General features: G+C 38.4%; 20 protein-coding genes. 1 reads left to right on the top strand and 19 read right to left on the bottom strand.

Annotated features, from left to right (window positions below; genetic code table 11):
• Positions 1-9 precede the first annotated feature (9 nt).
• The 17 genes from dnaI to EV282_RS05600 form a co-directional block, all read right to left on the bottom strand.
• The gene (dnaI, locus tag EV282_RS05680; RefSeq protein ID WP_130294519.1) at positions 10-954 is read right to left on the bottom strand and encodes a primosomal protein DnaI; all 945 of its coding nucleotides are present in this window, start codon (positions 952-954) and stop codon (positions 10-12) included.
• A gap of 12 nt (positions 955-966) precedes the next feature.
• Positions 967-2349: a replication initiation and membrane attachment family protein gene (locus tag EV282_RS05675; RefSeq protein WP_130294518.1), complete on the bottom strand. Its 1383-nt coding sequence runs from the start codon at positions 2347-2349 to the stop codon at positions 967-969.
• A 123-nt stretch (positions 2350-2472) separates the two neighbouring features.
• Positions 2473-2934, bottom strand: coding sequence for a transcriptional regulator NrdR (nrdR, locus tag EV282_RS05670; RefSeq protein ID WP_130294516.1), 462 nt, complete (start codon positions 2932-2934; stop codon positions 2473-2475).
• Between the two features lie 72 nt (positions 2935-3006).
• On the bottom strand, positions 3007-3402 hold the full coding sequence (locus tag EV282_RS05665; protein ID WP_130294514.1) for a cytosolic protein: 396 nt from the start codon (positions 3400-3402) through the stop codon (positions 3007-3009).
• Between the two features lie 263 nt (positions 3403-3665).
• A complete protein-coding gene (gene speD, locus EV282_RS05660; RefSeq protein WP_066291566.1) occupies positions 3666-4049 on the bottom strand; it encodes an adenosylmethionine decarboxylase in 384 nt (127 codons plus the stop codon).
• A 288-nt stretch (positions 4050-4337) separates the two neighbouring features.
• Positions 4338-5381: a glyceraldehyde-3-phosphate dehydrogenase gene (locus EV282_RS05655; protein ID WP_130294512.1), complete on the bottom strand. Its 1044-nt coding sequence runs from the start codon at positions 5379-5381 to the stop codon at positions 4338-4340.
• A 340-nt stretch (positions 5382-5721) separates the two neighbouring features.
• Entirely contained in the window at positions 5722-6327 is a 606-nt protein-coding gene (gene coaE / locus EV282_RS05650; RefSeq protein WP_130294510.1) for a dephospho-CoA kinase, read from the bottom strand.
• A gap of 15 nt (positions 6328-6342) precedes the next feature.
• Positions 6343-6975, bottom strand: a complete 633-nt coding sequence (ytaF, locus tag EV282_RS05645) for a sporulation membrane protein YtaF (protein ID WP_130294508.1) — start codon at positions 6973-6975, stop codon at positions 6343-6345.
• Positions 6976-7035: 60 nt separating this feature from the next.
• Positions 7036-7857: a DNA-formamidopyrimidine glycosylase gene (gene mutM / locus EV282_RS05640; protein WP_130294506.1), complete on the bottom strand. Its 822-nt coding sequence runs from the start codon at positions 7855-7857 to the stop codon at positions 7036-7038.
• Between the two features lie 65 nt (positions 7858-7922).
• Positions 7923-10559: a DNA polymerase I gene (polA, locus tag EV282_RS05635; RefSeq protein WP_130294504.1), complete on the bottom strand. Its 2637-nt coding sequence runs from the start codon at positions 10557-10559 to the stop codon at positions 7923-7925.
• A 244-nt stretch (positions 10560-10803) separates the two neighbouring features.
• Complete coding sequence (gene pnpS, locus EV282_RS05630) at positions 10804-12537, bottom strand: two-component system histidine kinase PnpS (protein WP_130294502.1); 1734 nt, start codon at positions 12535-12537, stop codon at positions 10804-10806.
• A complete protein-coding gene (locus EV282_RS05625; protein WP_130294500.1) occupies positions 12537-13250 on the bottom strand; it encodes a response regulator transcription factor in 714 nt (237 codons plus the stop codon). The genes pnpS and EV282_RS05625 overlap by 1 nt, the downstream gene beginning before the upstream one ends.
• A 458-nt stretch (positions 13251-13708) precedes the next feature.
• On the bottom strand, positions 13709-14185 hold the full coding sequence (locus tag EV282_RS05620) for a MaoC family dehydratase (protein WP_130294498.1): 477 nt from the start codon (positions 14183-14185) through the stop codon (positions 13709-13711).
• 80 nt (positions 14186-14265) lie between these two features.
• On the bottom strand, positions 14266-15204 hold the full coding sequence (mdh, locus tag EV282_RS05615) for a malate dehydrogenase (RefSeq protein WP_077359293.1): 939 nt from the start codon (positions 15202-15204) through the stop codon (positions 14266-14268).
• Positions 15205-15282: 78 nt separating this feature from the next.
• Positions 15283-16551 carry an NADP-dependent isocitrate dehydrogenase gene (icd, locus tag EV282_RS05610; RefSeq protein ID WP_130294496.1) on the bottom strand — a complete coding sequence of 423 codons (1269 nt, stop codon included), beginning with the start codon at positions 16549-16551 and terminating at the stop codon, positions 15283-15285.
• A 113-nt stretch (positions 16552-16664) separates the two neighbouring features.
• Positions 16665-17780, bottom strand: coding sequence for a citrate synthase (gene citZ, locus EV282_RS05605; RefSeq protein ID WP_130294494.1), 1116 nt, complete (start codon positions 17778-17780; stop codon positions 16665-16667).
• 206 nt (positions 17781-17986) lie between these two features.
• Complete coding sequence (locus EV282_RS05600) at positions 17987-18445, bottom strand: DUF441 domain-containing protein (RefSeq protein ID WP_130294492.1); 459 nt, start codon at positions 18443-18445, stop codon at positions 17987-17989.
• Between the two features lie 59 nt (positions 18446-18504).
• On the opposite strand from EV282_RS05600, the gene ytvI reads away from it, so the two are divergent.
• Positions 18505-19608 carry a sporulation integral membrane protein YtvI gene (gene ytvI, locus EV282_RS05595; protein WP_130294490.1) on the top strand — a complete coding sequence of 368 codons (1104 nt, stop codon included), beginning with the start codon at positions 18505-18507 and terminating at the stop codon, positions 19606-19608.
• A 52-nt stretch (positions 19609-19660) separates the two neighbouring features.
• On the opposite strand, the gene EV282_RS05590 is transcribed toward ytvI, so the two are convergent.
• Together EV282_RS05590 and pyk are read right to left on the bottom strand one after the other, a co-directional pair.
• Entirely contained in the window at positions 19661-20056 is a 396-nt protein-coding gene (locus tag EV282_RS05590) for an FxsA family protein (RefSeq protein WP_130294488.1), read from the bottom strand.
• 405 nt (positions 20057-20461) lie between these two features.
• Positions 20462-22216: a pyruvate kinase gene (gene pyk, locus EV282_RS05585; RefSeq protein ID WP_130296910.1), complete on the bottom strand. Its 1755-nt coding sequence runs from the start codon at positions 22214-22216 to the stop codon at positions 20462-20464.
• Positions 22217-22220 lie beyond the last annotated feature (4 nt).

Raw genomic sequence — 22220 nt, 5'->3', positions numbered from 1 at the left:
AGTCAAGATTTAAAATTCTTCTCTGAAATTTTTATTGCCGCCCATGAAAACAGGAGAACTGAGGTGTTTAATACGCTCCATGATCCTTAAAGCTTTAACCTCATCAAGTCCACCCTTTTGCGAGTATGATAAATGCTGCTGCAGCATGTCATAATCACAATTTGAAGTATAAAGAGTCGGAAGCTTCTCCATCATTCTATACTGAAGGATGACCCCGATAATCTCATCACGAACCCAGTTCGTCATATTTTCTGCCCCGATATCATCAAGCATTAATACTGGAACAGTTTTTAAGAGTTCCATTTTTGTATCAAAACTTCCATCAGAGAGAGACTGCTTCATCTCTCGTAAAAATTCCGGTGTATGGACCATTAGAGAATGAATCCCTTTTTCAGCAAGTCCATTCGCGATTGCTCCAAGAAGATAGGTTTTCCCTACACCAAACTTTCCATAGAAATAGATTCCTTTTACCGGCTGGCTGGTACCCGCCATCTGTACGAACTCATACGCTTTAGAAATCGCATTTCGCCTCGTATCATCTATGCTATGTTTATAAAGACGGTCGAATGTAGCACCCAGTATGTCTTTCGGTATAAAATAACTCTTTATGAGCGATGCCATCGATTTTTTGTGGTCATCATGTATCTTTAGTTCACAAGGCTTGTATCGCAATTCCACAGTCTGTCTCACTCTTGTAAGTTCAGATCTATAACCTTGCATCAAGTTAGGGCATTTATCTAGACCAGGACAATTACTGCATGCCTGCTGTTCATTTTTAAAAGTATAAAAACTAGATAATAATTTATCTGCATGGGTATCTGAAATATCAGGGTTTTCCCTTAAAAAACGCATCACTTTTGGATCTGTAAGGACTTGTTGTTTCATTAATTCATATTTTTCCTGAAATTTATCAAATCCCGGCATTTGCTTCACAGATTCCTTTATTGATTCCACGTTAATCCCCCCTTATTTCGAATTATTTAACAAACTTTCCAGCCATTTTCGATTTTCATCTTCGTTAGTGTTATTGCTCTTATCCTCTTCTAACGGATTTGTTTCTGGCTTCAGCCAATCTGGTACAGACACATTTGGCTTTTGATTTCCATTATAATACTTGGATTTTGATGTTTTCTTTTCTTGCCATTCTTTTGATTTTCTTTTTTCATCCCGCGCAAGCGCCATTGCTTCTGGGACCGTCTGTACTTTTTTCCGCGCCCAATGTGATGATATTCGTTCTATTAGACCTTTTGCAAGTTTCATGTCATTACCAGACAAAACATAATCTAATAAAACATTCGTTACACCCGGTGTTAAATTTTGATCTAGCATACAATAGGCAACAAGCTTCAAATCTACTTCAGAAGGTGTTGTTCCGCTATAATCTTCTAATAGATGAAACGGGGATACTTCTTCAAAGTATTTAATAAGTTCTTCTTCTTTTGATTTTGGATCCATCCCTTGAAGTGCTTTAAGGTGAACAGGCTGTGTTCTTAATGCTAGCACAGGCAGACCTTCTTCATGTTCAAACCGATACCATTTTTGAATCTCTCTTCGCAGATTTTCAACATTAATATCTCCTGTTGAATAATAAACGTTTTGGATCTGTCTGCTCATGTCCATTGGTTCGAGCTGATAGATATAGGCAAGTTTATAGATTGATTCTTTTAGTTTTGGAGTTAGAACTTCTTTTGGAACAACAAATGTAGAGATTTGGTTAACCATCGCATCAAAGTCAAAGCCAGACTCCCCCAAGGTAACTTTACTTTGCACTCCCTTTTCTACAAATGAAACATTTTCGGAAACAACATTCTCATTGATTTCAGAATAACTCTTTGAAGTCATTTCTGAAGGATGCAAAGAAGTGAAAACATCACTAAACGAAGCTGTTACATCAGTAAAGCCAGATGAATCTGCTTGCGGAATTAAAAATGATTCTCTTATTTCATTAAACTTTGTTTGTCCAAGGCGGTTAAATAAATAGATGCTAAGAAAACCATCTGTAAAAAAAGCTTTTGGAGAAAGCGGCATCTGCAGTTCATATATATATTCCCTCGCGCTCTCACCATCTTTTTTCAGTGTTTTTAACAATCCGATGGCTTCGAGCTTTTTTCTTCCTGATAAAATATCTTTTAAAGAAAACTGCGTTAGGTTCATGAGGTGCTGATGCTTTTTTGATTTGTGGTTCATTTTTGCTTCGCACCATAAAGTTAAATATAAGCTGTGCGCAAATGCTCCTATTAAAGGCTGATAGAGCAAAGTCAGTACGTTTTGATCAACTTCATTCAATAAGCCTTTGCTTTGGACGGAATAAGTATCAACGGGCACTACTTCCTGAAAATGTACCGTCATCGTTTTCACCCTTTATATACATTAAATTCTCTTCACTAAGAAAGTTGGCTGACGTTTTGTTAATCCGTCAGCCAAAGTTGCACTATTACGATAAAAGAGCGTTATAGCTGTTCAACTGAAGCTTTAACGCTCGTCTTTGTTAATCAGTTCCTTTAATTCTTGTATAAATACATTTATATCTTTAAACTGACGATAAACAGAAGCAAACCTTACATAGGCTACCTCGTCGGTTTTTGAAAGATGTTCCATTACCTGTTCTCCAACTGCAGTACTGGAAACCTCGGACGTTCCGCTGTTTCGCAGTTCTTTTTCGATATTATCCACTATATTTTCAAGTGTTTCTAAGGGGACAGGTCTCTTTTCACAAGCTTTAATAAGCCCTCTAAGAATCTTTTCGCGGCTGAATTCTTCTCTTTCTCCGCCTTTTTTAACAATGATAAGCGGTGTTTGTTCTACCGTTTCAAATGTAGTAAATCTATAGCTGCAATCTTCACATTCCCGTCTTCTGCGAATTGACCGGCCGCTATGTACAGGTCTGGAATCAAGCACTTTTGTTCCATTATGCTGGCAAGAAGGACACCTCATTGTAATCATCCCCAAAAAATTTTCTATTCTATATCTATCTTAAAGAAAAGGGAGGTTTGTGACAAGCTATTCCTATAAATTTTCAGCCATAGATGTCCCCAAAAATGGAAGTCTTTGTTTTAAAATTTCATATATGCTTGTGATTAAACGCTGATTGTTACCAAAATTAAAAGGCAGAGCCGACTCTGTTGAAACATTTAGATCTACAGCAGTATGGTTGTGTCTTACGGTCACTACACTGACCACAACAAAGGCATTTTTGGGCTGCCTTACCTCAAATGTTGCTTCTCCCCTCTCCTCAGAAAACCCAAGCTCGGTAAAGTTCGTGTCTTCATCTAAAATTTTTTTTATAACATTCATTACTTCAGCCTTGTTAGCTTTAAAGTAATGGGTTCGAAGTCTTTCGTCCACATGCTGTTCACTCGTTTCCGCGTGATTTTCCATTAGATTTTGAAGCTTTCTAAACATAATAAACCTCCAAAACGACATAATTTGTAACGTATTATTCCCTATATTGTATAAAATAAAGGCTTAATTCTAAAACATTGTTACTTTTGGTTTTTTTCTTTATTCCTAATGGCGCAAAGCGCCAGGGAGGCTCATCGCACGCCCCGCGGAAAGCGAGCACCTGAAATGGAAATCAACCACTTTCAAGAACAACAATGAATTCTAAAAAGCCAAAATAAAAAAGAGGTGTGAAATTTCACACCTCGCTTACATTTTGTTTTTAATTATTGAGCTGTAACTTTTGATTTGGCAACGGCAATCGGACCCATTCCGCGTGGAACTTCCAGATTTTCACGTTTTTTAGCGCCTAATGCTTCTGAAATGTAATCAGCAGCTACGTTGGGATCAATTCGATCTCCACACGTATAAACATCAATACTTGCATAACCATGCTCAGGAAAACTGTGAATAGTTAGATGAGATTCAGAAATAATGACTACCCCACTTACACCGTGCGGAGCAAATTTATGAAAAGCAACCTCACGAATTTCTGCACCTGCTTTCAATGCAGCGTCTACGAATGTCTCTTCAATAAACTTCATGTCATTTAATTTTTCAGAATCACAACCCCATAACTCAGCAATTACGTGTCTTCCCATTGTATCCATTAGCATAGTCCCCCTTTTAAAAATAATCATGCCTTCAAGCATGCGGTATCGAACATCTACCACGGGGGCAAGTTAGTCCAGAGAGGTCCTAACCCTTTAAGTAGCATTCAATGCCTTAATTTGCTTTATTTGAAGTTCACGAAACATAGTATACTTCTTTTAAAATTGATTTGCAATAATTCTGGGTAAATTTTTTTTCATAGTTTTTTTCAACAAAAAAGCATATTCGTACTAAACGTAAAGAAGCCGGGAAATTTCCCGACTTCTTATTATAATCTTTCTTTTTCTTTAAGAAACAGAAGCGTTTTTCTCTACAGGTACTTTGCTGTTAAGTGCAACCGCTACATGTTTTGCCAAATCAACCACTCGGCAAGAATAGCCCCACTCATTATCATACCAAGCTAATACTTTAACTTTATTACCATCCATCACCATAGTAGATAGACCATCAACGATAGAAGAGTTTTCATTTCCGTTATAATCGATGGAAACTAAAGGAAGATCACTATATCCTAATACGCCCTTCATTGATCCCTCTGCCGCAGACTGGAATGCATGATTCACTTGGTCTTTTGATACAGGAGTTTTCAATTCTACTACCACATCAACTAAAGAGACATTTGGTGTTGGAACTCTAAGTGCCATTCCATTTAGTTTACCTTCAAGATGCGGAAGAACTTTAGCAATAGCTTTAGCTGCTCCTGTTGAGGTCGGAATAATGGAAGTTCCGCATGCACGGGCACGTCTTAGATCCTTGTGTGGATTATCAATATTTTTTTGATCATTTGTATAAGCATGTACTGTTGTCATCATACCAGATTGAACACCGAACTGATCGTCAAGCACTTTTATAACAGGTGCAAGACAGTTAGTAGTACATGAAGCGTTTGAAATAATGTGGTGTTCTGACGAAATGTAATCGCTGTCATTTACGCCCATAACAATGGTAATATCTTCATTCTTTCCTGGAGCAGTGATAATTACTTTTTTAGCTCCGGCTTCGATATGAAGTCCCGCAGTTTCCTGAGATACAAATTTCCCTGTTGCTTCAATTACAATATCAATTCCGAGATTACCCCAAGGCAACTCACGAGGGTCACGGGAATTTACTAATACTACTTTTTTTCCATTAACAAAAAGGGCATCTTCTGCAGCTACAACATCTCCTGGAAAAGTCCCATGTATGGAATCGTATTTAACCATATGAGCAAGTGTTTCTGCTGGATAGCTGGCATTAACAGCTACAACCTCGAAATCATCATTCTCCATCATTTTGCGGAAGACCATTCTTCCGATTCTCCCCAAGCCATTAATTGCAATTTTTGCTTTCATGAAGCTGCTCCTTCCAATGTGTTATACTCTTTAAGGTTTCTATCTGCAATTAGTATATCATAATGAACCTCAAAAAGAACATACTTTTATTGAAATTAGGCAAAAAAGAGGCAATTAATTAATAAAATGTTGCTTCTATTAGAATTTGTGGTTTTCCATTTTAGAAATTTACATTTTTATTCGGCATCGACGAACCTCGCCTACCTTATAAGATTGTTCTCTTGACACATTTATTGCGTCATTGAAAAGTGGATTGGAGTGCAGTGCGTGCCTACTTCCTGAACATCAAGAGATCTAAGTTTGCGATCCCTTTAGAAGAGAGCCAAATAAAAAAACAGACCTAATTAATAGAGTCTGCTTTTTCAACTTCTTGAAGAAGTCTAAATAGTTTTTGTTTCAATTCTTCTTTCGTATCATTATTTTCAATCACAATATCTGCTAATTCTTTTTTCTCATCAATCGGCATCTGAGATTTAATCCTTGATAAGGCTTGTTCTTCAGAATATCCATCCCGCTCCATTAAACGCCTTAGCTGTATGTCTGGATGAGTATAGATCAACCATGTTTTATCAACCATGTGGGTAAGTTTACTCTCAAATAATAATGGGATATCCATGATCACTAAAGGATTTCCGCTGCTTAAATACAGCTCTGCTTGTTTTTTCATTTCTGAACGCACAGCAGGATGCACGATTTGGTTTAGCTTTTGCCGCTTTTCAGAGTTATTAAATATAATTTCTCCTAATTTTGCTCTGTTTAGTGTCTTATCAGAAAGAAGAACTTCCTCTCCAAAAAACGCGACTATTTTTTCGTAAGCATCTTTTCCAGGCTTTACTACTTCTCTTGCAATAATATCAGCATCAATGACAGGTATACCTTGTTCGCTTAATATATGACTAGCTGTAGATTTCCCGGTTGCGATTCCGCCTGTTAATCCAATAATCAATGGTTTTCCTCCCTGTTACATTCTTAATAAACCCATTACAATCAGTAAAATACCTGGCAATACTGATAATCGTTTCATCCAATTCGTTTTATTAAAAAAATATAACCCCAATGCCATACCGCCCCATAAGAACAGAGCACTCATAACTGCAATTGACGCTGTGGTCAAAAGTGGGGAAAGGTCAATTAAGGCAGCACCTATTCCTGCACCAAAAGCATCGAGGGACAAAGCAATCCCCAGCAGAACTGCTTCCCAGCCAGTAATGGAACCTGATTTATCTATATCAGCCATGACTGGCTTTTTTAGAATATGGATAACGATTCCTAATGATTTTATTTCGAACAGCACTAAATTTTTTGGTTCAGTCTCAATGTTTTCTTTCTCTGGTAAAAAAACCTGCCATAGAGAGTAGATGCCGATTCCGAGTAAAATTAAGCCGCCTAACACTTCACCTGTTTTTGGAGTGATAAATTGTTCTAACGTGAATCCAAGAAACATTGAAAATAAAAAGGTAACAGCTGAACAAATTGCGATGATTAATATAGAGCGAAAAGGAATTTTAATGGATTTCATTCCATACGTTAATCCGGCTCCAAAACTGTCCAGGCTGACGGCCAGTGCCAGTAATACAAATGAGTAAGCCACCATGTCCCTGTACTCCTTTCAGTTAACGGTAAAAGCAGTATATGAAAGGAGTATAAAATTGGTTTATTTTTGACAGTTCTTACAAACGTGAGTGCCTCTTCCTGCTACAACCATTCGCTCGATCTCATTTCCGCAGATACGACAAGGCTCACTCTTTCTTCCATACACGAACAATTTCAGCTGAAAACCTCCAGCTTCACCCATCGAATTCGTATAGGAACGGATCGTACTTCCACCATGTTTTACGGCTTCAGCTAAAATATCAGTAATGGCATTCTTTAATTTTTTTAACTTGTGTACAGATATTTCATTAGCTGGTGTTTCAGGATGAATTTTCGCTTGAAATAATACTTCATCCACATAGATATTCCCGAGACCTGCAATGAATGTTTGATCAAGGAGTACTGCTTTAATGCTACGTTTTGTCTTGGAAAATAATTTTTTCATAAGTCCCGCGGTAAGAGAATCTGACAGCGGCTCGACACCTAAGGAGCTCAGGGGAAGATGGTTTTCCTCTGTTCCTTTAGGATATAGATGCATTGTACCGAATTTACGGACATCTCTATACCTGAGCTCTGTTCCATCTGTAAAAGAAAAGATAACATGTGTATGCTTGTCAGCAGGTTCTTCTCTTTGAAACAGCCCATATTTGCCTTCCATCCTCAGATGAGAAACAAGAGAATCCTCATTTAGATGAAAAATTAGAAATTTCCCTCTTCTGTAAACCTCTTCAAAACTCTGGCCTTTAAGCCTTAAAACGAATTCTTCCGTTTCAGGGTGCTTGATGATATTATTCCAAAAGATTTTAACTTCCTTGATGACTTTCCCGGGTAAAAATTGATTAAGTGTATTTTTCACATTTTCTACTTCAGGTAATTCAGGCACACGCTTCACCACACTTTACTATGAAAAACAGCACCCCATAGAAAATCGGGGATGCTGTTTTTTATTTATTTCGCTTCATACCACGAGTTGCCCCAACTTACATCAACTTTTAGAGGCACATCAAGTTGAACAGCCTGTTCCATAACATCACAGACTATTTTCTTCAACTTTTCAATCTCCTGTTCTGGAGCTTCAAAGATTAATTCATCATGAACAGTTAAAAGCATTTTTGCTTCAAGTTTTTCGTCAATGAGACGTTTGTCCATATCTACCATTGCTTTTTTTATAATATCGGCTGCCGTGCCTTGAATAGGAGTATTCATTGCAGTCCGCTCAGCGAAACTTCGCAAATTGAAATTTCTGCTGTTGATCTCAGGCAGGTAACGACGTCGATGAAGCAACGTAGAAACGTACCCATTTTGTTTAGCCTCAGCAATACTATCCTTCATATATTGCTGCACACCTGGGAAGCTCTCCAGATAGGACTTAATAAATTCACCAGCTTCTTTTCTAGTTATTCCTAAACTTTGAGATAACCCATAATCACTGATTCCATAAACGATACCAAAGTTAACAGCTTTCGCATGCCTTCGCATCTCAGATGTCACTTCATCCTTGTTAACATTAAAAACATCCATGGCTGTTTTGGTGTGAACATCCATCTCGCTTCGGAAAGCTTCCATCAGGTTTTCATCCTGAGAAATATGAGCTAGTACACGAAGTTCGATCTGAGAGTAATCCGCAGCTAATATTTTCCATCCTGAATGTGATGGAACGAAAGCATGTCTGATTTTTCTCCCTGCTTCCAGACGAATAGGTATGTTCTGCAGGTTCGGATCGATCGAACTAAGGCGTCCTGTCTGAGCCAGGACTTGATTAAAACGAGTATGAATTCTACCTGTATCTTCATGAACAACTTTTAACAAACCCTCTATATAGGTTGATCTAAGTTTACCTAATTGGCGGTAAATGAGTATTTTATTGATAATCTCATGCTTACCTTCTAATTTTTCTAGAACATCAACGGAGGTAGAATAACCTGTTTTTGTTTTTTTTATTGCAGGCAGATTTAATTTTTCAAAAAGAATCTCACCAAGCTGTTTTGGTGAATTAATATTGAACGAAACCCCTGCAAGTTCATGTATATCTTTTTCAAGCGTAGAAAGCTGTGCTTCTAAGTCAGTACCCATTTCTCTAAGCGTATCTGCCTTTAGCTTCACACCGATCTCTTCCATTTTTGCAAGTACTAAAGATAACGGCATCTCTAAATCATAAAATAAGTTGCTTTGTTCATTTTCTTTTAATTTATCTGCTAATACATCCGTTAAAGTGAAGATAGCATGTGCTTTTCGGCTAAGGTGTTCTGCCAGAATATCTTCTTCAGGCAACTTTTTCTTAGCCCCTTTTCCATATACCTTCTCATTTGAGTCAACATTCAGCTTTCCATACTGCTTAGCAACATCTGCCACTTCGTCTAATGACTCTGACGGGTTCAGAAGATAAGAAGCTAGCTGAATATCAAAATCGATGCCATTTAATTGGATCCCTTGTCCTTTTAAAGCAACATGAGCTCTTTTAGCATCAAACATTCTCTTCTTTTGATGTTCATCTTCAAGCCATTCTTTGAATTCGTTCGAACCTGCAGCAAGACTTGATGAAATATAATACGTCCCGTTCTCATTGCTTATCGCATATCCTTGAATGTCTGCCTTATGGTAATCCTCAGTCAGCGTTTCTACAATCAACGCGGATGGATTCTTCAGCATATCAGCATCAATCGAAGAAACCGTTTGAAAGTTTAATTCTTCTTTTTCAATCTCTGGAAGAAGTTCTTCATCCCCGCCAAACCGTTCTAGCAGAGATTGAAAACCGAGTTCTTTAAACAACGGAAACACGGAGGAGTTTTCATACCCTTCGTAGTTTGTATCCTCCAATCCAAGCTCGATCGGTGCTTCTTTTGTAATCGTTGCAAGCTCTTTACTCATTAATGCCTGATCTTTATTTTCTGTTAATCGTTCTTTTAATTTGGCTCCTGAAACCTTATCGATTGACTCCAACACTTTTTCTACAGAACCATATTCTTTAATGAGTTTGATGGCCGTTTTTTCTCCTACACCAGGAACACCCGGAATATTATCGGAAGGGTCACCCATAAGGCCTTTCATATCAATAATTTGATCAGGGGTAATGCCATATCGTTCGTTTACTTGTTCAACTGTATAAGCTTCTACTTCAGTTATACCTTTTCTCGTCAGAACAACTTCCACATCAGGCGTTACGAGCTGAAGTAAATCTTTATCCCCTGTAAATACTTTTACATCCCAGTTGCCATCTGCAGCATGTGAAGCGAGTGTTCCGATGATATCATCCGCTTCATAATTCTCAAGTTCATATCTCTTAATCTTAAAAGCATCCAGCAGCTGTCTGATAAATGGAAACTGCTCAGAAAGTTCAGGCGGTGTTTTTTGACGGCCGCCTTTATATTCACCGAACGTTTTATGGCGAAAAGTCGTTTTTCCCGCATCAAAAGCCACCAGCATATGCGAGGGCTTTTCATCTTCTAAAATCTTAAGAAGCATTTGTGTAAAGCCATAAACTGCATTCGTATAAACACCTTTATCATTGTTTAACAGCGGCAAAGCAAAAAAAGCTCTATATGCAATACTATTCCCATCTACTAAAACTAATTTATTTTTTCCCAAGTCCGTTACCTCCTGAGGACATTTCTCTACTTTCTATTGTATCATGACGGCTAACAGAAACAAAAAAGAAGGGACGGTATAGAAGGATTGGATATTTCAGGCGAGGTCCATTGCTTTTCAGAACTAAAAAAAAGGCGAGAATCCATGGGAGGACTCTCGCTAAGGGGGTACTGAAAAAGGATACTTTTATAGTACGGTTTAACTATTAATTAAAGAAAACAACGGTGTAAAGGAATTGTAAATCTTATAACTCTAGTTTTTTGGGAAAGCGTAAAATAAATCGAGAACCTTCTCCTACTTTGCTTTCTACTTTAATTGTACCGTGGTGCGCTTCTACTAGATGCTTTACGATAGCAAGCCCTAGACCAGTACCGCCAGAATTCCTGCTCCTTGCTTTATCAACCCGATAGAACCGTTCAAATATTCGGGGGATCTCACTTTCTTTAATACCTATTCCTGTATCATTCACAGTCAGCTTCACATGTTCTTTCTTTTCTTCTACATGTACAAAGATCGATCCATCTGCTGGTGTATAGTTGAGACTGTTAGATACGAGATTAATGATAATTTGTTTCAGACGCGGTGCATCCCCGTCCATCATCGGATTACCAGAAACGGATAAGGAAAGTGTTATATTTTTCTTTTCAGCTTTTGGCAGTAATATCTCGATTGTTTCTTTAACTAGATCTTCGAGGTTAACTTTCTGCAAATCAAGGTGGAATCCTTGTTCACTTTTTGAAAGATCCAGTAAGTCTTGTATCAAAGCTTGAAGCCGGTCACTTTCATTCAGGATAATCGTTAAGAACTTATTGCGATATTCTTCATTTTCTCCTGCTCCATCTAAAAGCGTTTCCGCAAAACCTTTTAAAGATGTGATCGGAGTTTTCAATTCATGAGATACGTTCGCAACAAAATCTTTTCTGACCTGCTCGAGCTTCTTCAATTCCGTTATATCGTGGAACACGAGTACGATCCCTCTAAGCTTACCTTTCACATCTAAAACGGGAGCACTATAAACATCAAAGTGCTTACGCTCAATATGAATTGGAATAACTACATTCTTTTTGACATTCTTTTCAGTTAAATATGTTTCTTTAACGATATCTTTAATTTCTGCGTGCGGGAAAACTTCATAAAACAAATGACCTGTCCAATAGTCAGCATGCTCTTTAAATAATTCTTTGAATGCTTTATTCACCAGATTAATGTATCCATTTGAATCAATCAAAATCAATCCGCTGCCCATATTTTCAATCAACGTTATAAGTCTGTCGTGCTGAGACTCTTGAGACTTCGTCATTTTTTCAAGATTACGCGCCAGAACATTAAGTGAATAGTTCAGTTCACCAATATCTTCACCGTAATATTCGTAAGTTCTAGCTTTAAAGTTTCCTTTGGCGAGTTCTTTTGCAGTTTGTGTCGCTTCTTCAACAGGGCGGACTATTTTATGAATAACCTTTAAGGATACATATAGGATAATGACAAAACATATGAGAAAGCCTATAGACATCATAATCCAAATGGATCTTTCAGCGTCTTCTGCGGCACCTTCTGGAACGGCTAACTGTATATAGCCCGTATTTTCTTTTTGTTTCCGCTCAAGCGTATAATAAATTTTTCCGCTCTCGTTTTTTTGAACCAGTTCATTATCAGAAGATTGCTTTTTAGGGTAATAAGACGACATGTTTCTAGGACTATTTCCATCCGAAGTATATTTAACGTTCCAGTTCGAATCCAGAACATAAATTTCTCCATTTAAATCCTTCGCCGCATATTGTAATAGACTTTTAATAGTTGAAGGCTCTTCTTCGGTATTTAGTACTTGTTCAATTAACCCTAACTCTCCCGCGTAAAACTGCATTCTTTTTTCTTTAACACTGTGATGAACAATATTGCCCATAATGAGTGCGAGAAGTATAAAAACCAGTAAAATACCGAGTAAAAAAAACGTGAGTACCCGGTTTTTAAATTCGTTCATTATTGAGGCTCCTCTAGTTTATAGCCTAGTCCTCTAATCGTTTTAATATAGATTGGTTTTCTAGTATTCGTTTCAATTTTATCCCGAAGATGGCTGATATGAACATCAACAATCCTAGTATCTCCTACAAAATCATAGTTCCAGACCGCTGACAAAAGCTGTTCCCTCGAAAGAACGCGTCCTTTATGTCTCGCAAGATAAACCAGCAATTCAAATTCCTTTGGCGTTAATTCCAGCGCTTTCTCTTTGAAATAAGCTTCATAATTTTCAGGGTAAATATCTACTTCTCCAATTTGAAGATGTTCCACTTTATCTTTTTTATTTTTTTCCGTGTCTGTTCCCGCTGCACCTGTCCGACGGAGAATCGCCTTTACCCTTGCCACTACTTCTCTTGGACTGAAAGGTTTTGTCATATAATCATCGGCACCTAATTCAAGACCCAGCACTTTATCAAATTCATCATCTTTAGCCGTTAGCATAAGAATTGGAATGTTTAATTTTCTTGAACGCAGCTCTTTGCATACTTCCAGCCCATCCATTTCTGGAAGCATTAGATCTAAAATGATCAGGTCAGGAATTTCACTTTCTGCTCTTTCTAGTCCGTTTTTGCCATCCATTGCTGTTACTACTTGAAATCCTGCTTGTTCTAGATTGAACTGCAACAATGTTGAAATTGAAATTTCATCTTCTACAACGAGTAACTTTTGGCTCATTCAAATTCCCACCTTTATAACGACTTTTACAAATTTATCATACTATGTTTTTGTTAGTGTGTACAAAAAACGCTAAATTTTCATACTTGCTTAACATTTTCTTTACATATTTTTTACATTCACCATTCTGTTTTCTTAATCTTTGTTGCTTTATAAGGCATTGTCATCGCTGACTAGTTGATTGGAGCGTAAGGTGTGAGATTCCTGCGTGCCAACCACTTGAATAAACTTCTAGCAAGCATGCGACGAGAAACACACTTCTTCAGGATTTGCTTGTAAACGCAGGAGCACTTATACATCCTTGGATGTGAGACCCCGCCACCGCAAAGCGGTAGGGAAGCTCACCGCCTGCCCCGCGGAAAGGGAGCACCTGGAGCGGAAATCAACCGCTCTAATTAGCAACAAAGCACTACGAAACAACCTTCACAAAAAATAAAACCCTTTCATCAGAAAGGGTTTTAAAAGTTTTCCATCGTATTGGATGTTATGGATTTTGGCGGATATGGAGGGCACACTTGAAGTTCTGCGTTCAAAACTTCAATCCCTTCTTCATTTTTTGCAGATGCTTTAATCGTAACTAAATGATTATCCCTGTCTACTTCTGTGATCTCAAACAAGAATGTTAGTTTTGAATAATGATAAACCGGTTTTACAAATTGAAAGTGTGATTGTGTAATCGAGCTTCCTGGGCCAGGCAAATATTTCGATACCGCTGAAGTTACCATTCCCATCAACATAATTTGAGGTACTACTGGCTTTTTAAATGGTGTAAGTGTTGCGTAATCATGCTGTATGAAGAGAGGATTGTTATCGTTTGTTAGTCCTAGATACAGCAAAAGGTCTTTATCTTCAATTGTTTCTTGCATCTCGAGTTTCTCGCCGGCCTGAATTTCATTAATTTTTCTGCCAAGCTTCCTCTTTTTTCCGATCAGCACTTTAGTTCCCCCTTAAATGTTAACGCTTTCATTATAAATAGGAGAAAAGATTCGGGACAAACTCCCGAATCTCCTTTTTGTTATGCCAGAACTTTCATTACAGCTTTTACAGATTCTGCTGATTGATCAAGTGCAGATTTCTCTTCAGCTGTAAGCTCCAACTCAATGATTTCTTCTAAGCCATTGCCGCCTAAGATTGTAGGTACTCCTAGACAGATTCCATTGTAGCCATACTCACCTTCTAGATAGGCGATCGAAGGCAGTACCCTGCGCTGATCCTTCACGATGGCTTCTACCATTTCAACTAATGAAGCAGCTGGTGCATAATAAGCAGATCCGTTACCTAATAAGTTAACGATCTCACCGCCACCTTTACGTGTGCGCTCAACAATTGCATCCAGACGTTCTTTTGAGATTAATTTTTCTAAGGGAATTCCACCCGCATAAGAGTAGCGGACTAAAGGAACCATGTCATCACCATGTCCGCCAAGAACGAAACCAGTTACGTCTTTTACAGATAGGTTTAATTCCATAGCAACAAATGTGCGGAAACGAGCTGTATCAAGAATTCCAGATTGACCGATTACGCGCTGTTTAGGGAAACCAGACTCTTTTAAAACTGTATATGTCATGGCATCAACTGGATTTGTTAATACGATGATCGTACAGTCAGGAGAATGTTTAACGATTTCCTTTGTAACACTCTTCATGATTCCAGCATTCGTATTGACAAGATCATCTCGGCTCATACCAGGTTTACGGGCGATACCAGCAGTGATGACTACAACATCAGAACCCGCAGTATCAGCGTAATCGCTAGTACCCGTAATGGCAGCGTCAAAACCTTGAACAGGACTTGCTTCCATCATGTCAAGCGCTTTCCCTTTTGTAGGGTTTTCCATTTGAGGAATATCGACTAATACAACATCGCCGATCTCTTTTTGCCCTAAAATGAAAGCAGTTGTTGCTCCGGTAAATCCTCCACCAATAACTGAAATCTTTTTACGCTTGTTTGCCATGTCTTTCCCTCCAGAAACAGTATAGAAAACGTTTACTAAACTAATTTTAGCAAAGCCCCTAATCAAAGGGGCCGTTGCTTACATATTTTTGATTAGTTCGTCTGCAAACTCAGAACATTTAACTTCTGTAGCACCGTCCATCAAACGTGCAAAGTCATATGTTACTACTTTACTTGCAATTGTATTTTCCATTGATGAAAGAACAAGTTTAGCTGCTTCTCCCCAACCTAAGTGTTCTAACATAAGTACACCTGAAAGGATAACAGATGAAGGGTTTACTTTATCAAGACCAGCATATTTCGGTGCAGTACCGTGAGTTGCTTCAAAAATAGCATGTCCTGTTTCGTAGTTGATGTTTGCTCCTGGCGCAATACCGATTCCGCCAACTTGTGCAGCAAGTGCATCAGAAATGTAGTCACCGTTCAAGTTCATTGTTGCAACTACATCAAATTCAGCTGGACGAGTAAGAATCTGCTGCAAGAAGATATCAGCGATAGAATCTTTAACGATAATCTTTCCAGCAGCTTCAGCGTCAGCTTGAGCTTTATTTGCAGCGTCTTTTCCGCTCTCTTCAACAATACGGTCATATTGAGCCCAAGTGAACACTTTATCTCCGAATTCAGCTTCTGCAAGCTCATAACCCCAATTTTTGAAAGCTCCTTCAGTGTATTTCATGATGTTTCCTTTGTGAACAAGTGTCACGCTCTTACGGCCTTCGTTGATCGCATATTGGATCGCAGCACGCACTAGACGCTGTGTACCTTCTGAAGATACAGGCTTAATACCAATTCCTGATGTTTCCGGGAAGCGGATTTTGTTAACACCCATTTCATCTTGAAGGAATTGAATAAGCTTTTTCACTTCGTCAGAACCGCTCGCATATTCGATACCTGCGTAAATATCTTCAGTATTTTCACGGAAGATAACCATATTAGTATCTTCAGGACGTTTTACCGGTGAAGGTACACCTTTGAAATATTGAACAGGACGCAAGCAAGTGAACAAATCTAACTCTTGTCTTAGTGCAACGTTAAGAGATCTGATTCCTCCGCCGACAGGTGTAGTAAGAGGTCCTTTAATCGCAATTATGTAATCGCGAATAACATCTAAAGTTTCTGATGGAAGCCATTCTCCTGTTTGGTTAAATGCCTTTTCTCCAGCAAGAACTTCTTTCCAAACAATCTTTTTCTCACCGTTATATGCTTTTTCAACAGCAGCTTCTAATACTCTTGAAGCAGCAGCCCAGATATCTGGTCCAGTTCCGTCACCTTCGATGAAAGGGATAATTGGCTGGTTTGGTACATTCAACACTCCGTTGTCAACTGTAATACGTTCTCCGTTAGACATTCTAAATTCCTCCTATTTCTGCAAATACATTTACCATACTAGTCTACTAAAAAACATAGTGAAAAGAGAAGAAGAATCCCTTCTCTTTTTCAAATGATTGTTTTTATTTTCTTTTATCTTTGCTCTAATGGAACAAACTGCTGCATATCAGGTCCGATATACTCAGCACGCGGACGGATCAGACGGTTATTATCATACTGCTCCAAGATGTGTGCGATCCAGCCAGAAACACGGCTGATAGCAAAGATTGGCGTAAATAAGTCATGATCAATACCCAGGCTGTGATAAACACTTGCAGAGTAAAAATCTACGTTTGGAAGCAGGCCTTTCTTTTGCTTTAACGTTTCATCAATCTTTACGCTCATCGTATACCATTTTTCTTCGCCTGTAATTGAAGTTAACTGCTTAGACATCTCACGCAAATGTTTCGCACGAGGATCTCCATTTTTGTATACACGGTGTCCAAAGCCCATGATCTTTTGCTTATTTTCAATCGCCTTATCCAAGTATGATTCAACGTTTGATTCTTCACCGATCTCAGAAAGCATCTTCATAACCTGTTCGTTTGCTCCGCCATGTAATGGCCCTTTAAGAGCTCCGATCGCAGCTGTGATTCCAGAGTAGATATCAGAAAGTGTTGCAACACATACACGTGCAGTGAATGTAGAAGCATTTAATTCATGGTCTGCATGCAGTACCAGTGCTTTATTAAAAGCAGTTTCAGAAATTTCATCAGGTTCTTTGCCTGTTAGCATATATAAGAAATTAGCAGCATAGCTTAAATCTTTTTTAGGAGATAAAGGATCTTTTCCATCTCTAATACGTGCAAATGCCGTTACTAGTGAAGACATTTGTGCCTGAAGACGGATGGCTTTTTTGTAGTTTCCTTCCGTTGACATATCCTCTGCATCCTTATCATACATCGCAAGTGTAGACACGATTGTACGCAAAACTGTCATTGGATGCGCATTCTTCAAAGGAAGCGATTTCATTTGTTCCAACAATTCCGCAGGAAGTTCACTCGCTTCTGAAAGCTCGGATTTAAACTCATCTAGTTCAGATTGGTTAGGCAGTTTACCATTCCAAAGCAAGTATACAACTTCCTCAAAAGTTGCATAATCAGCTAAGTCATCAATGCTATATCCTCTATAGGTTAAAACATCGTCAATGATAGAGCTGACAGAAGATGTTGTTGCAACAATTCCTTCTAATCCTCTTGTAGCTGTCATGGCTATCTCTCCTTTTTTCTGTTATTCTCTCTTCTCCTTTAATTGTTTCATTTTTTTAAAAATAGAAAGAGCTTACATTTTCCTTCTCAAAAAAAGAGAGAAGAAAATGAAAGACTATTTAAAGGAAATGGGACATACACATCAATTATAAACAAAAATCTGATTTTTGTGAACGGATAACGCTTAATTCATGCCTGTTAAGGTGATTAAGCAGTAAACATTTCAACCACTTTCATAGCAATGTATGCGATTCCTGCACCAATTAAAGGACCCACAGCAACTCCTTTAAATAGTGCCACCGCGAGTATTGTACCAAACACTAGAGCCGCGGTAATATGAGGGTCATTTTGAAGCAGTACGAGTCCTCTGCTTGCGATAACTGCAACGAAAATGCCCGATAACAGTGCAATCCATGCATAGAAAGAGCGAAGTGATTCTTGCAGTTGTTTAAAACCGATATCACCAGTTGCAATTGGAATAAGCACCGCAATCGTAATAATAGTGACACCCCAGTTTATACCTTTTTGCTGTATAACCGAAAACCATTTCTCACCTAATCCTGTAAATTTTAACACTAACAAAAATAGGATAGCGATCATAAGGGATTGATTTTTTGCAGCCACTCCGATAACCAATAGACCGATTAAAAAAAGTAAAGATTCCATAATAAATTCCTTTCTATTTTAGGTGACCAGAAAGCAGGTGATTAACCTTGCAGGCCGATATGGTACAGCGGATAATCCGCTTCAGTTATATTATTATAATTGCTGCTGCTCTTGTCTTTACAAGCTATTATGTTTCAGCCATTCTCTATCCCTTTATCGCAGGTGCTTTAATCGCACTTATTATAAATCCATTAGTAGGCTTCTTATCTTATCGTTTTAAGATGAACAGGGCAATAGCTGTAATAATCTCGATAATTGCCCTTCTCGGACTTCTAGTTTTAATCCTCACCTTGCTTATTCAAGAGATGATGACTGGATTTGCTTATATTGCTCACGAACTGCCTTCCTATATTCAGGAGCTCGTCTTTTATTTTGAGAACTACTTTAAAACCCAAGTACTTCCTCTCTATCAGGATTTACTTTCAATATACAGTAAATTAGGTACAGATCAGAAGGAAACCGTGATGGATAATATCGAAAGAATAGGAACAGGCATCACTACAAACGCAACTGGAATTACACAAGCCATTATTAATAGTGTGTCATTAATGATTGTAAGTTTGCCTACATTTCTTACTGTATTTATTTTTTCCCTGCTGGCAGCATTTTTTATAAGTAAGGACTGGTATCGTTTAACTGGTTTTTTAACAGGTATCTTTCCAGAAAAACTTACGTTCACTGTTAAAACCGTATATTTCGAGCTTAGAAAAGCTCTATTTGGTTTTTTGAAAGCACAGCTTACTTTGATATCAATAACCGCCTCCATCGTTTTAATCGGCCTTCTAATTTTGAGAATTGATTATGCCGTTACGATCTCTGTTTTGATAGGTGCGATCGACCTTCTTCCTTATTTAGGAACAGGAGCTGTGTTTCTCCCATGGATCGCATATTGTTTTTTAACTGGCAACTACACACTTACGATCGGATTATCTATTCTTTATGGAGTAGTTGTTATACAAAGGCAGATCATGGAGCCTAAGCTTCTTGCACAAACGATAGGATTGGATCCGCTGGCTACTTTAGCTGCACTCTTTGCAGGATTTCAGCTATTTGGATTCGTCGGTTTGATCATAGGTCCTGTCTTCCTAGTTGTGATCCGTGCATTATATGAAGCAAAATTCTTTCATGAAATCTATCAATTTATTATGAAACCAGTAAAGTAAATATAAAAAAGAACGTCTGCATGCTGCAGCGTTCTTTTTTATTATAGATAAATTATGGTCGCCTTATAATATAAAACTGGCCAGACTTAATTTTATTATACAGTTTAGCTTTTAGCCAAATCTTCACTACTTTTCGAAACGGAGGAAACAGCAGAGAGAATCCAGCAAAGTCAGTAAGAAATCCAGGCGTTAAAAGCAATGCACCACCGACAAGAATACAAGCTCCATCCAGAACTGCATCTCCTGGCATCTGTCCACTTGCCATCTGCATTCTAATTTTGTTAATCGTCTCAGTTCCTTCCCTTTTTGCTAGAAAAGCTCCTATTATTCCAGTTAGAAAGATAATTGCTATAGTAGCTGGAATTCCAATATACTGTCCTGCAAAAATGAATAGTCCAACTTCAATGGCTGGCACAAGAATAAAAATAAGCAATAAGATTCTAAACATACATATTCACCGCTTTCACTCGACAAAGAAAAAAGCGCTTAATGCTTCTTTTTTGTCCTTAATAGAACATATTTACGTATAAAAAAAGAGAAGGTTTCGTCCCTTCTCTTTATATAAGGCTTTTTCTAAAGATTGTCTTTCAAAGGAACGTTGTTATTGCGTAGTTCCTTCATTGACAAGTTGAATGGAGCGCAAGGTGCGTGCCTACCACATGAGAAGCTTCTCGCTGGCATGCGACGAGGAAGCTCACATCTGTAGCATTGACTTGTAGACGCAGGAGCAAGGATACTTCTATGAAGCAGACAGGTGAGACTCCTAACAGCGCAAAGCGCTAGGAGGCTCACCGCACGCCCCCCGGAAAGCGAGCATCCTGGAGCGGAATTCAATCCTTAAAAAAGCTTACTTTTAGATAACATTCTTTCTGCCGTCATAAATATATCCAACAGATGCGTCGATCGTAATTTCCTGGCCATCAGTAAAAATGTCAGTCGCATTTTGAAGCCCGACGATTACAGGTATGCTCATAGAAACACCGCAAACGGCAGCATGGCTTGTAAGACCGCCTTCTTCTGTTATAACTGCAGCAGCTTTTTCAAATGCAGAGATCATATCACGATCTGTTCCAACCGTAACAAGTATTGCTCCTTCTGTCATTTTTTCCATAGCCTCTTTTGCTGTTTTTGCTACTACTACTTTACCTGATGCTGATGACTGTCCAATTCCTTGTGCCTTAGCAAGTACATCTCCGATGATATGAACCTTCATCAAGTTAGTTGAACCTGATTCACCTACAGGAACTCCTGCAGTAATGACAACTAAGCTTCCATGCTTTACAGCGTCAGCTTTAAGTGCTGAATCAATCGCAACTTGGAACATTTCATCTGTAGTTGCTGCTTTTTCACCTAAAACTGGTGTAACACCCCACACTAATGCAAGCTTGCGGCAAACATCTTCATTGCTTGTTACAGCGATGATTGGTGCTTTTGGACGATATTTTGATATCATGCGTGCAGTTTGACCTTTTTCTGTAGCTGTAATAACAGCATCAGCTTCTAAATTTAAAGCAGTAAATGAAACAGATTGTGAGATCGCATCTGTAATCGTTGTTTTACTTTCCTTGCTCTTTGAAGATAGAAGGTTCTTGTAATTTAAAGAACTTTCTGCACGGCTTGCAATCTTATGCATCGTTAATACTGCTTCAACTGGATATGTACCAGCAGCAGTCTCACCCGATAACATGATTGCATCTGTGCCGTCAAAAATAGCGTTGGCTACGTCACTTGCTTCTGCACGTGTCGGGCGCGGGTTGCGCTGCATAGAATCAAGCATCTGCGTCGCAGTAATAACCGGTTTTCCAAGTTCATTACACTTTTTAATAAGCATTTTTTGAACTAGCGGCACTTCTTCAGCTGGGATCTCAACACCTAAGTCTCCGCGCGCAACCATCAAACCATCAGATACAGCAAGAATTTCATCGATGTTATCGACACCTTCTTGGTTCTCGATCTTAGGGATGATTTGAATATGATTAGCTTGGTGTCTGTCTAAAATTTCACGGATCTCAAGAACATCTGTTGCACGGCGAACAAAAGATGCAGCAATAAAATCAACACCTTGCTGAATTCCAAATTCAATATCTTTTGCGTCTTTGTCTGTGATTCCAGGCAGCTTCACACTGACATTAGGAACGTTAACACCTTTTTTGTTCTTTAAAGTTCCAGAGTTTAAAATTTTCGTTTTCAGTTCTTTGCTTCCAATCTCAATAACTTCAAGCTCAATAAGTCCATCATCAAGTAAGATTCTTGATCCTACTTCAACATCTTCAACAAGACCTGGATAGGTTACTGAAATCTTTTTATCATTTCCGATTACTTCTTCCATAGATATGATAAGTTCGTTACCAGCAACTAGCTCTGCAACTCCGCCTTCAAGAGTTTGTGTACGAATTTCTGGACCTTTTGTGTCTAAAAGAATAGCAACCGTTTTGCCTAGTTCTTTTGACGCTTCACGAATATTTTGGATTCTTTGTCCATGCTCATCAAAATCACCGTGGGAAAAATTCAAACGGGAAACATTCATTCCGGCATTCATTAAATCTTTTAGTTTTTCAATGCTTTCACTTGCCGGACCTATTGTACAAACGATTTTTGTTTTGCGCATCATG

The sequence above is a fragment of the Fictibacillus sp. BK138 genome (genome assembly GCF_004216955.1).
GTDB lineage: Bacteria > Bacillota > Bacilli > Bacillales > Fictibacillaceae > Fictibacillus.
This window is presented reverse-complemented; position numbering and strand designations above follow the sequence as displayed.